This window comes from Wylensekiella montiformis (assembly GCF_009697385.1).
Classification (GTDB): domain Bacteria; phylum Bacillota; class Negativicutes; order Selenomonadales; family Selenomonadaceae; genus Selenomonas_A; species Selenomonas_A montiformis.
In genome coordinates this window covers 139,393-151,302 of the sequence record NZ_VUNL01000006.1, presented here as the reverse complement: position 1 = coordinate 151,302, position 11,910 = coordinate 139,393, and the positions used below count along the sequence as shown (strand labels likewise).

The 11,910-nt window shown below is 52.3% G+C and carries 8 protein-coding genes and 2 tRNA genes; 9 read left to right on the top strand and 1 reads right to left on the bottom strand.

Annotated features, from left to right (window positions below):
• Positions 1-44 precede the first annotated feature (44 nt).
• The 7 genes from FYJ78_RS06975 (at position 45) to FYJ78_RS06945 (ending at position 7,510) form a co-directional block, all read left to right on the top strand.
• Positions 45-596 carry a UvrB/UvrC motif-containing protein gene (locus FYJ78_RS06975; RefSeq protein WP_154620674.1) on the top strand — a complete coding sequence of 184 codons (552 nt, stop codon included), beginning with the start codon at positions 45-47 and terminating at the stop codon, positions 594-596.
• Positions 583-1,671 carry a protein arginine kinase gene (locus FYJ78_RS06970; protein WP_154620673.1) on the top strand — a complete coding sequence of 363 codons (1,089 nt, stop codon included), beginning with the start codon at positions 583-585 and terminating at the stop codon, positions 1,669-1,671. Before FYJ78_RS06975 ends, FYJ78_RS06970 begins: the two co-directional genes overlap by 14 nt.
• On the top strand, positions 1,668-4,187 hold the full coding sequence (locus FYJ78_RS06965) for an ATP-dependent Clp protease ATP-binding subunit (protein WP_154620672.1): 2,520 nt from the start codon (positions 1,668-1,670) through the stop codon (positions 4,185-4,187). The genes FYJ78_RS06970 and FYJ78_RS06965 overlap by 4 nt, the downstream gene beginning before the upstream one ends.
• A 322-nt stretch (positions 4,188-4,509) precedes the next feature.
• Positions 4,510-5,889: a DNA repair protein RadA gene (radA, locus tag FYJ78_RS06960; protein WP_154620671.1), complete on the top strand. Its 1,380-nt coding sequence runs from the start codon at positions 4,510-4,512 to the stop codon at positions 5,887-5,889.
• Positions 5,890-5,959: 70 nt separating this feature from the next.
• Positions 5,960-6,046 (top strand) — tRNA-Leu (locus FYJ78_RS06955).
• 59 nt (positions 6,047-6,105) lie between these two features.
• A complete protein-coding gene (locus tag FYJ78_RS06950; protein ID WP_235899921.1) occupies positions 6,106-7,263 on the top strand; it encodes a D-alanyl-D-alanine carboxypeptidase family protein in 1,158 nt (385 codons plus the stop codon).
• A gap of 162 nt (positions 7,264-7,425) precedes the next feature.
• Positions 7,426-7,510, top strand: a tRNA-Leu gene (locus FYJ78_RS06945).
• A 46-nt stretch (positions 7,511-7,556) separates the two neighbouring features.
• On the opposite strand, the gene FYJ78_RS06940 is transcribed toward FYJ78_RS06945, so the two are convergent.
• A complete protein-coding gene (locus tag FYJ78_RS06940) occupies positions 7,557-8,945 on the bottom strand; it encodes an acetyl-CoA carboxylase biotin carboxylase subunit (RefSeq protein ID WP_154620669.1) in 1,389 nt (462 codons plus the stop codon).
• Positions 8,946-9,202: 257 nt separating this feature from the next.
• On the opposite strand from FYJ78_RS06940, the gene uvrC reads away from it, so the two are divergent.
• Entirely contained in the window at positions 9,203-11,041 is a 1,839-nt protein-coding gene (gene uvrC, locus FYJ78_RS06935; RefSeq protein WP_154620668.1) for an excinuclease ABC subunit UvrC, read from the top strand.
• Entirely contained in the window at positions 11,038-11,904 is an 867-nt protein-coding gene (locus FYJ78_RS06930) for a PHP domain-containing protein (protein ID WP_154620667.1), read from the top strand. Before uvrC ends, FYJ78_RS06930 begins: the two co-directional genes overlap by 4 nt.
• The last annotated feature ends 6 nt before the right edge of the window (positions 11,905-11,910 follow it).

The window sequence follows — 11,910 nt, the reverse complement described above, 5'->3', positions numbered from 1 at the left end:
GAGAGAGAAAGAAAAATGCGAGGGAACAGGAAGAAGGTTTTTTTATGCTATGCGACGATTGCGGCCGCAATGAAGCGGTCGTCCATATTACACAGATCGGTCCGGACGGAAAGATTGAAAAGAATCTTTGCGAGGAATGTGCGGCGGCTTATGGGGAATTTCTGACGCCTCAGCAGCGCCATCGCAACGTATCTATGAATGACTTCTTGAAGGGAATTTTCAGCAATGCGCCCGATCAGGAGGGGAGACGTCTGGCCGGGCAGGATGAGTTAGTATGTCCGAGCTGCGGGATGAGTTATCGGGATTTTCAGCAGACGGGAAAAATCGGCTGCGCAGAATGTTATCGGACCTTTCGTCCCCAGCTGGAGCCTTTGCTGCGCCGGATTCATGGTTCCAGTGTTCATCGCGGAAAGATTCCTCATCGTACCGGTGGGACGCTGGAACTCAAACATGAGATCGGCATGCTGCGTCAGCAGCTTCAGGAGAGCGTAGCACAGGAGGAATTTGAAAAGGCTGCGGAGTACCGTGATAAGATTCGGGCACTGGAAAAGGAGCTTTTACAGAAGAAAGGAGGGGAAGAGTATGTCAATGAATGATCTGTTGTGTAAAAATGATCTGGCCTGGCTGAAGGCCTGCGGTCAGGATCATGATGTCGTTCTGGCCAGCCGGATCCGGCTGGCCAGAAACCTTCGTCAGCAGCCCTTCCCTAACCGCGCGGATTTCAGTCAGCTGTCCGAAGTGCTGGCTGAAATGGACGGTGTCCTTCCAGAAATACAGAAGGCCATCGGACAGACGTTTGATCGTGCGGATATGGAGCGCCTTACTCCGCTTCAGCGCGAAGTGCTGATCGAAAAGCAGTTGATCAGCGGAAATTTGATAAAAAATCCGCAATACCGGGCGGCTTATGTTTCCGCGGATCGCTGCATCAGTATTATGATTAATGAAGAAGATCATCTTCGCATTCAGTGCATGGCCCCCGGCCTGGATCTGGAGAAGCCGTTGAAGATGGCTTCCCGGTTGGATGATCTCGTTGAGTCCCGTCTGGATATTGCTTTTGATGAAAAGATGGGGTATTTGACTTCCTGCCCGACAAATCTGGGAACGGGGCTTCGTGCATCCGTTCTTCTTCATTTGCCGGGACTGGTGTTTACACGTAATGTGAGCAGCATCATCAATGTATCGCCGCAGCTGGGCCTTGCGGTCCGTTCACTGTATGGCGATGAAAAGGAACAGGTCGGCTGTCTCTTTCAGATTTCCAATCAACTGACGCTGGGCTTTTCTGAGCGGGAGCTGATCGATAATCTCAAGAGTGCCGTGAATGAAATTGTAGCGCATGAGCGCAGAGCGCGGAAAGCGCTGGCTCTTTATATGAAAGAACGTTTGGAGGACGAGGTGTGGCGTGCTTATGGAATTTTGTCCTATGCGCGGCTGCTTTCCGAGAAAGAAGTGCTGGAGCTGCTTTCTAAAGTGCGGCTTGGCATAGACCTTAAGCTGATCCGTGGCGTTTCGCCGGATTGTTATTCTGATATTCTGATTGGCGGACGCACCAGTTTCCTGCAGAATCTGGCGGAAAACGAAAACCTGTCCAAAAACGAGACGGACCGGCTTCGTGCTCAAAACGTACGAAAAGGGCTGGAGCGTCACCGCATGAATCCGGAGGAGCATCCATGAATTATCGAAACCATTTTACGAATCGTGCCATCAAGGCAATTGAATTTGCCCAGTATGCGGCACAGGATCTGGAACAGGATTATATTGGAACAGAGCATATTCTGCTCGGTCTGCTTCATGAGCAGGGGGGGATAGCGGCACAAGCTATGGAAGCTGTAGGCATGACTTTTGAAAAAGTCGTCGGGCAGATCAAGAGCATTGTGGCGCAGGAAGCGGAATATCCGTCCGATAATCCGTATTACACACCGCGGGCAAAACGCGTCATGGAAGGAGCAGTGGAGGAAGCACAGCAGCTGGGGCATGACTATATCGGAACGGAGCATATTCTGCTGAGTCTGCTGGAAGAATCAGAGGGCGCGGCCATTGAAGTGATTGAACGCATGGGCGTGGATCCGGATGTCCTTCAGGGAGAGGTCTTGGAACGCATTGACTCGTCGGGACATGAAGCGGCTTCGGAGGGCGATGAAGCCGCCGCTAAAGGGCGGGGACGGAGAGAGAATGGAATGCCTATGCTGAAAAAGTATGGGCGTGACCTCAATCGGATGGCCAAAGAATCTCAAATGGATCCCGTTATCGGCCGGGATAAAGAAATACAGCGTGTGATCCAGATTTTGTCGCGCCGCACGAAGAACAATCCGATTCTGCTCGGCGAGCCCGGCGTAGGGAAAACCGCGATTGCAGAAGGGCTGGCGCAGCGCATAGTCGAAGGGACGGTCCCTTATATGCTGCAGGAGAAAAAGGTTATTTCGCTGTCGATGGCATCTTTGGTGGCTGGTGCGAAATACCGCGGCGAATTTGAGGAGCGCCTGAAAGGAATCATTGAAGAGATCCGCCGCGCAGGCAATGTGATCCTTTTTATCGATGAAATGCATACTTTGGTTGGTGCCGGTGCTGCGGAAGGCGCGCTGGATGCGGCAAATATTCTAAAACCAGCTTTATCCCGCGGTGAAATTCAGGTCATCGGAGCCACTACGCTGGATGAGTACAAGAAACATCTGGAAAAGGATGCTGCTTTATCCCGCCGCTTCCAGACCATTATGGTCGAGGAACCCTCGATGGAGGATGCAGAAAAAATTTTAAAGGGACTGCGGGCAAACTATGAGGAATTTCATCGGGCCGTCATTAAGGACGAAGCGATCGAGGCGGCAGTGAAGCTGTCGCACCGGTATATTACCGACCGTTTTTTGCCGGATAAAGCCATTGATCTAATGGATGAGGCGGCGTCCAAGGTGCGGATGAGGCAGGTGGAGCCGCCCGAGCAGGTTCGTTCGATCCGTGAAGAATTGGAAAAGCTTCACGTTGAAAAGGAAGCGGCGATTTCCGCTCAGGATTATGAAAGGGCAGCTTCTCTGCGCGATAAAACGCAGACTGTTCAGAACAGCTTGGATGATGCGCGTCGGAAATGGGAGAAAAAAGGCAGCAGCCGCATCACTGTGACGGCAGATGATATCGCTGACGTCGTGGCACAGTGGACGGGAATACCTGTCCGGCAGATTGCGGCGCGTGAGTCGGAACGGCTGCTTCATATGGAACGGATTTTGTCGCGCCGGATTATCGGACAGCAGGAGGCAGTGCAGGCGGTATCCAAGGCTGTGCGGCGGGCAAGATCCGGACTCAAGGACCCGCGGCGTCCGATCGGTTCTTTCCTGTTTCTCGGGCCGACTGGCGTTGGCAAAACAGAACTGGCCCGCGCTTTGGCCGAGGTGTTGTTTGGTTCGGAGGATGCTGTCATTCGTTTTGATATGTCGGAGTACATGGAAAAATATTCAGTTTCCCGTATGGTTGGAGCACCTCCGGGGTATGTCGGTTATCAGGAAGGCGGTCAGCTGACGGATGCGGTGCGAAGAAAACCGTATTCCATTATTTTGCTGGATGAAATCGAAAAGGCTCATCCGGATGTGTTTAACATTCTGCTGCAGGTTTTGGATGATGGCCGATTGACGGATGGTCAGGGCCGTACGGTGGATTTTCGCAATACAGTGATCATCATGACTTCCAATGCCGGTGCGAATTTTCTGCGCAAGAAGAATACCGCGATGGGGTTTGCTGTGAGCCATGCCGGAGAGGAAGAGAAAGAAGCGGAAGAAGCCGGGAAAAAGCGGGTGTTGGAGGAAGTGAAGCGGCTGTTCAAGCCGGAATTCCTTAATCGCATTGACGAATTGCTGGTCTTTCATCCGCTGGGCCGGCCGGAATTGGCCAAAATTGTGGATATTCTGCTTCGGGATGTCCGGACGCGTTTGGAAGAGAAAAAGATTCGTCTGGAAATCAGTCCGTCCGCGAAAAATCGGCTGGTCGAAGCCGGAACGGATTTCAAATACGGAGCGCGGCCGCTTAAACGGGCCATTCAGAAGCTGATCGAAGATGAAATCGCCGAACGTCTGCTGAGCCGTGTATTTCAATCCGGTGATACGATTTATGTCCGCAAGAGCGGCGAGAAGCTGGAGTTTGTCAAAAAGGAACCGAAGGCCCGGCCTTCTTCTTCTGAGAAAAAGGTGATCGCAGATGCCGGAAAATAAATTGGATTCGGCTGGTCCGGCCGGAAAGTTATGGAATGTTTTCAGCACCTTTTGCTGGGCTCTTGTCTGGTTGGGGCGATGGAGCCTCCGGCTGCTCGGTCGAATCTTTTCCCGTTAAGGGTTGAACCGTATAAGAAAACATGCTCCTATGAAGTCAGGATGGAATCATTCCGGGTTCATAGGAGCATGTTTTCTTGGGAAATGGTGGAAATTTGCGGGGGAAAAAAGGGAATCGCTGTGTTTGCTGGTGGTCAGACGCGTTCGCTGGTATAATAGAAATGAACTGGGGTGTCTATGTCTCAAAGAGGGAGTGCGTCAGGCTATGCCGAAAAAGCGAAAAACGGTTTTTGTTTGTCAGGAGTGCGGTTATGATACGCCGAAGTGGCTGGGCAAATGCCCGGGCTGCGGATCCTGGAATACGATGGTGGAGGAATCGGTCACGCCCGATTCTTCCGGGAGCGGCGGACTGCGTCTGGGGCTTTCGGATGCTCAGAGACCGCGTCCAATCGCGGATGTGCAGGTCGAAGACCAGCCGCGATTTCTGACCGGCTCGGGAGAACTGGATCGTGTGCTGGGGGGCGGTGTGATTCCGGGTTCCATGGTCCTGATTGTCGGTGATCCCGGCGTGGGAAAGTCCAGCCTGACGCTTCGCGTTTGTGCGGAGGTCGCACGATCCGGGCGAAAGGTTCTCTATGTGACCGGTGAGGAAAGCACGCGGCAGATCCGCATGCGGGCGGACCGGCTTCATGCGTTGGCGGACGAACTGTTCGTAGTCAGTGAAACGAATCTGGAAACCATTGAAGCGCATATTCGCAGTACAGAACCCGCCCTTCTGGTCATCGACTCGATACAGACCATTTTTAAACCGGAGATTCAAAGCGCACCGGGAAGTGTTTCTCAGGTTCGGGAATGTGCAGTAGAGTTGCTTCGCATGGCCAAATCGAATGGAATTGCGGCGTTTGTCATCGGTCATGTGACAAAGGAAGGAAATCTGGCCGGCCCGCGTGTGCTGGAACATATCGTAGATACGGTGCTTTATTTTGAAGGAGAGCGCAACGCCGAGTATCGTGTACTCCGGGCCGTTAAGAATCGCTTTGGCAGTACGAATGAGCTGGGACTGTTTGAGATGCGCGACATGGGGCTGGTCGATGTTCCGGATGCTTCCAGGCTGTTTTTGTCCGACCGTGAAAGTGACAGCGGTACCGTGATTATTCCAACGGTTGAAGGGACACGGCCGCTGCTGGTAGAGCTGCAGGCTCTGGTCGCTCCGACTCCTTATGTTCCGCCGCGCCGGACGGCGGATTCAGTGGACATTAAACGGATTCAGCTTTTGCTGGCCGTGCTGGAAAAGCGTGTACACTTGCAGATCGGAGCTTGTGATGTGTATGTGAAAGTGGCTGGCGGCATACGCATCGATGAGCCGGCTGCCGATCTGGGGATCTGCGTCGCGATGGCGTCGAGTTTTGCCAATCGCTTGATTCGCCCCAAGATGATTGTCTTCGGTGAAGTAGGATTATCCGGTGAGGTGCGGGCTGTAAGTCAGGCCGATTTGCGCGTGAATGAAGCCCGGCGCCTCGGATTTCGTCATGTCGTCCTGCCAATGAAAAATTATCGGCAGATAGCCGATTCGGTTAAGGGTATTCATCTTTATGGCGCGGAACAGGTCGGGGATGCACTTCGTCTGGCCATGCCAAAAGGTTGAATGAAGGGATTGACAAGCAAGCCGGTGATGTAGTATACTATTTTTTGTCAATGACGCATTCATATTTTGTGCCGGAATGGCGGAATTGGCAGACGCAGCAGACTCAAAATCTGCCGTTGGCAACAACGTGCCGGTTCAAGTCCGGCTTCCGGCACCACTTGAATCATCAGCTTCGCGAAGTTTCGCGGAGCTTTTTTCATGGGAGGAATTCTGGGGTTGAAGAGATTACGGTATGTTTTTTTTCTGGTATGGATAATCTGCCTGGTGGCCGGTCGCGGATCGATTTCGTATGCGGACGATGCCGATGAACCACATATTGCAGCACAATCTGCTATTCTGATTGAAGCATCGACCGGCCGGGTGATCTGGGAAAAGCAGGCGGATGACCGTCATTATCCAGCCAGTATGACAAAGATCATGACAGCGCTGCTCGGGCTGGACATCATTTCACCGCATACGGAAATATTTATATCGCCGGAGGCGGCGGCGACGGAGGATTGTCCGCTGGGAATCCGGGCGGGGGACTGCCTTACGGCGGAGGAACTGCTGACCGGCATGATGATGGTTTCCGATAACGGTGCTGCTGTAGCCGTGGCTGAGCAGATTGATGGAAGCACCGCCGAATTTGCCCGCCGAATGAACGAAAAAGCCCAGGAACTGGGGATGGAGCATACGCATTTTTCCAATCCGAATGGCCTGACAGACCCGAATCATTATTCTACAGCACGCGATATGGCCAGACTGGCGAAATATGCGATGGAAAACCCTTCGTTCCGGCGGATGGTCAGCCAGCGGGAAAGGGTGATACGCTGGACACTTCCGCGGAATGGTCATCTGCTGGTCTTGAATACCAATAAACTGCTGGGAAGTTATGGAGGAACGACTGGAATCAAAACCGGCTGGACGAGTGCGGCCGGGGGATGTCTGGCTGCTTCGGCCAGGCGGAACGGCGTGGAGCTTATTGCTGTTCTGATGCAGACATCGGGGCCGGAGGAGCGGTTTACGGATGCGGAAAAAATGCTGTCATACGGATTCAGCCATGTCCGGATGGTCCGCGGCATGGCAAAGGAAAAGATCAGCCGTCGCGTCTGGGTAAAAGGAGGGACGCAGGCATCTACATGGCTTCATCCGGTTTCGGATATTGATTATCCGCTGATTCATGGGGAGGATCCGGGAAAGTATTCTTTGCGCTATGATATTCCCCGCGTCATGACAGCGCCGATCCGGAAAGGCGAAGTGGCGGGGCGTATCCTGATTTGCTATGAGGGACAGCCGGTCGGCAGCGTTGATATGACGGCGGATTCGGTATCGCAGGGATTCAGTATTGCTTCCTGGCTGGTTCAGCTGTTTGAAGGCCTGCTGGTTCGTCTCTGACATGTTCGGGTTTGACAGGTTCAGAATCTCTGGTATATAATGATAAAGTTCCCATTTCTTTTATCCGATGCTAATGGGCGCTAAGACTTTCGCATCTTCCGGAGGGAGATAAGCGCCCCTGCAGCTCTGAATAAGGCTCACTTTATCGAAAGGGAATAATGAGCGGATGTGGCGAAATTGGCAGACGCGCTGGACTTAGGATCCAGTGCCGCATGGCGTATGGGTTCAAGTCCCTTCATCCGCACCAGAAAGGATAAAAGGCCGGCAGCATGACAGTGCTGTCGGCCTTTTTTTCAGGCAAAATAGGTACTGGCGTTGATTTCTTTTGCCCCGTCTTTTTTTTCGGTGGATTCATAGGCGTGCATACGATGCTTGATAAATTGTGTATCGATATTGCCCGTGCGGAAGTAGGTATCTTTGAGAATTTTTTTATGCAGGGAAACGGTGGTTTTTACGCCATCAATGCGAAATTCCTTGAGGGCTCGTTCCATGATTTTGATGGCATCGCCGCGGGTGCGTCCATGAACGATGATTTTGGCGATCATGGAGTCATAGTACGGTTCAATGGACAGACCGGCTGTTACGCCGCTGTCGAACCGGACTCGGGGGCCGCTCGGCTCATGGAGAAACGTGATCTGCCCCGGAGAAGGCATGAAGTGGTTGTCCGGATCTTCGGCATTGATGCGGCATTCTATGGCGTGTCCGGTAAATCGGACGTCGTCCTGTGTGATTTCCAAAGCTTCTCCTGCTGCAATGCGGATTTGTGTGCGGACGAGATCAAAGCCGGTCACCGCTTCAGTGATTCCATGCTCTACCTGAATGCGCGGATTGATTTCCATAAAATAGAATTCATTATTGGAAAGATCCAGCAGAAATTCCACCGTACCGATATTGGAGTAATGGACGCTCTTGGCTGCTTTGACGGCGAGACGTCCGACGCGGTCACGCATGTCCTGCGTCAGAGCGATGGAAGGCGATTCTTCCAGCAGTTTTTGATTGCGCCGCTGCAGCGAGCATTCGCGTTCGCCGAGGTGCAGGACTTCGCCATAGTTGTCCGCGACGATTTGCACTTCGATATGGCGGGAGTGTTCGATGTAATGTTCAAAGTAATATTTGGTTTTGGTGATGTCGACGAGGTAATCGAGAATGTTGCAAAGGTCTTTTTCGTCATGTGCGACGCACATGCCTTTGCCGCCGCCTCCGGCTACTGGTTTGAGGATAACCGGATAACCTACTTTGCGGGCTGCTGCGATGGCTTCTTCCCTGTTGGCGAGGGGATTGCTTCCTTTTGCCATAGGAATACCGGAAGGCGCAATGGCCGCCCGGGCGATGTCTTTATCGCCGACGAGCCGGATGGTTTCCGGCATCGGTCCGATCCAGGTCAGACCGGCTTCTGAAACCTGTTCGGCAAAGTCGGCATCTTCCGATAGGAATCCATAACCCGGGTGGATTGCATCAGCGCCCGATTCCCGGGCCGCATTCAGAATGGCGGCCTTGTTCAGATAGCTTTCTGAGGCATCGGATGGTCCGATAAAGACAGACTGGTCGGCGAGCTGAACATGCAGGGCATTGGCGTCGGCTTCGGAATATACAGCGACGGTTTCAATGTCCAGTTCCTGACAGGCACGGATTACACGGACAGCGATTTCACCGCGGTTAGCGATAAGAATACGTTTAAACATAGGATATACCTCCTTGATTATTTACATATTGACCTGTATTGTTGTTGATTTTCGTGTGTGGTTGTACATAAACAGGTTATAGGACCTGCTTCTAATTTATGTATCGAATTGTAGCACAATTGTTGGAGAAAAGCAATAATAGATACGAGTTATTTATACCATGCTCTGAAAGAATTGTTTATATTGTATACCCCTTTTTTCGCAAAGTGGAGTATAATAAACCGTATCTGAGGATGGTGCAGAAAGGAAGTGAGCAGATGACAGAGATCGTAGAAGAGAAATTGAAGCTGCTGCCGGACAAGCCTGGCGTCTATCTTATGAAGGACGCACAGGGAAGGATCATTTATGTGGGCAAGGCCGTAGTGCTCAAAAATCGGGTACGTCAGTATTTTCAGTCTGGCAAAAATCATACGCCGAAGGTCCGGGCAATGGTTTCTCATATTGCGGATTTTGAGATCATCATGACCCATTCCGAAGTTGAGGCGCTGATTTTAGAATGCAATCTGATCAAAAAGCATCGGCCACGGTATAATATCAGCTTGAAGGATGATAAGAGCTATCCTTATGTGAAGGTCACTGTGCAGGAACCGTTTCCCCGGGTGGTGATTACACGGCGCGTACTCCGAGACGGCGCGCGGTATTTTGGTCCGTATACGAATGCAACGGCAGTACATGAGAGCCTAAAGCTGCTTCGGCGCCTCTTTCCTTTGCGAACCTGCCGGCATTTGCAGGAACGTCCTTGTTTGGAATATCATATCAAGCGCTGCCTGGCTCCGTGCGCGGGCAAGGTGGAGAAAAAAGAATATGATGCTATGATTCGGTCTGTTCTTTTGTTTCTGGAAGGGCGGACCGGAGATGTGGAGCGGGAACTGCGCTACCGCATGGAGGCTGCGGCAAAGGCCTTTCACTTTGAACTGGCGGCCCGATTGCGGGATCAGCTGCTGGCTGTACGGAAAATTGCGGAAAAGCAGAACATCATTACAGGTTCCGGTGATCAGGATGCAGTGGGGATGGCGCGCTCGGAAGTTGGTGTTGTGGTTCAGGTCTTTTTCATTCGTGCCGGAAAAATGGTGGGCCGGGAACATTTTTTGCTTCAGGGAAGTGAGCAGGAAAGCGATGAGGATATTCTTACGGCATTTCTGCAGCAATATTATCATCGGGCAGCCTTTATTCCCCGGGAGATTCTTCTTCCTGCGGAGTTGCCGCCTGATGCACGCGGACTGTTGGAAGACTGGCTTTTCGAAAAGAAGAAAGCCAGAGTTCAACTGCTTTGTCCGCAGCGGGGGACAAAACATGATATTGTTGCCATGGCTGAGGGAAATGCCGCGAAATATTTATCGGATGAGGCTGCCCGCATCCGGCAGGCAGACGAGCGCACACGTGGCGCAGTAGCGGAGCTGGGCCGCTATCTTGGTTTGGATAAACCGCCGGAACGGATGGAGTGTTTCGATATCTCGCACATTCAGGGAAGTGAAACCGTGGCATCCATGGTTGTTTTTGAAGGAGGGCTGCCGAAAAAATCTGATTACCGGCGCTTTAAGATTCGCAGCACAGAAGGGAAACCGGATGATTTTCTGTCGATGCGGGAAGTGACCACGCGCCGTTATGTAGGGTTGCCGGAGAATGAACTGCCGGATTTGATCGTCATCGACGGCGGCAAAGGCCAGCTGTCGTCTGCGCTGGAAATTATCCGGCAGGCTGCCGGGCATAAGAAGGTTCCCGTGGTCGGTCTGGCTAAGCAGTTCGAATGGATTTTTACGGAGGGCGATCCGGATCCGGTTATCTTGCCGCGGCATAGTCAGGCATTGTATCTGATCCAGCGTATTCGCGATGAAGCGCATCGTTTTGCCATTACTTATCATCGGAAGCTGCGCGGCAAGCGCAATCTGGTTTCGGTTCTCGATCATATTGTAGGCATTGGTCCGAAGCGCAGACAGTCGCTTTGGACCCATTTCGGGACGATGAATAAGATTAAGGCGGCCAGCGTCGAAGAGCTGGCTGCGGCGCCGGGGATGAATCTGCCGGCGGCGGAGGCTGTCTATCAGTTCTTTCAGGCCAGAAGAGAATTCCAGGGAAAGGAAGAAAAGAAATCATGAAGACAATTGATCTGCATGTTCATTCGGATATATCCGATGGGAGCGTCCGCCCGGCCGAACTGGCCGGATTGGCGAAGCAGTGCGGCCTTTCGGCATTTGCGCTGACCGATCATGATGTTATCGCCGGAAATCAGGCGGCTGCCGAAGCGGCGGAAAAAGCTGGAGTGGAATTCCTTCCGGGAATGGAACTCACAGCGGATTACCATGGACGAAAAATCCATATCGTCTGCCTGGGCTTTGATGAAACGCACCCCGCGTTCCGGATGTTGTACCGGCGAATTCGGGCCATCAAAGAAGGACGTATTCCGGAGCTCATCGATTTTATACAACAGAAGGGGGTAGATATTTCTCTGGATCAGGTGCGTGCTTATGCATCGGAAGGGCGTCCGTTGGATCGTTATGCGATCATGCGCTATCTGGTATCGCTTCATCTTTATGACCGTGCGCAGCCATTATGGGATCACTATCTGGATCCTGCGGCTTCGGCACTGGGGCTGGACTTCAGTATTACGGCGGAGGAGGCTCTTCCCCTGATTCACGAGGCGGGAGGAATCACATCGCTGGCTCATTTTCATAAGGAAATCGGCTTAAAGGGACTGACGCGAAAGGAACAGGAGACGGCGATCCTGCAGCTGCATCAAATGGGGCTGGATGGTATGGAGCGCTATTATCCGAATTATACACCGGATGATGCGGATTTTGCCGGCTATATGATAGAGAAGTATGACCTTCTTCCGACTGGCGGAACGGACTTTCATGGAGAAAATCGCCCCGGCGTGGAAATGGGAACCGGCATAGCGGGGAATATGGCTGTGCCTTATTCCTTCTTTTCCTGCATTGCCGCACGATGCCGGAAAAAATAATTCTCA

What these genes read in the sequence shown, in the direction of transcription:
- FYJ78_RS06975 (WP_154620674.1), top strand. Translation starts at nt 45, where the DNA reads ATGCTATGCGACGATTGCGGCCGCAATGAAGCGGTCGTCCATATTACA.
- FYJ78_RS06930 (WP_154620667.1), top strand. Translation starts at nt 11,038, where the DNA reads ATGAAGACAATTGATCTGCATGTTCATTCGGATATATCCGATGGGAGC.
- FYJ78_RS06965 (WP_154620672.1), top strand. Translation starts at nt 1,668, where the DNA reads ATGAATTATCGAAACCATTTTACGAATCGTGCCATCAAGGCAATTGAA.
- uvrC (WP_154620668.1), top strand. Translation starts at nt 9,203, where the DNA reads ATGACAGAGATCGTAGAAGAGAAATTGAAGCTGCTGCCGGACAAGCCT.
- FYJ78_RS06970 (WP_154620673.1), top strand. Translation starts at nt 583, where the DNA reads ATGTCAATGAATGATCTGTTGTGTAAAAATGATCTGGCCTGGCTGAAG.
- radA (WP_154620671.1), top strand. Translation starts at nt 4,510, where the DNA reads ATGCCGAAAAAGCGAAAAACGGTTTTTGTTTGTCAGGAGTGCGGTTAT.
- FYJ78_RS06940 (WP_154620669.1), bottom strand. Translation starts at nt 8,945, where the DNA reads ATGTTTAAACGTATTCTTATCGCTAACCGCGGTGAAATCGCTGTCCGT.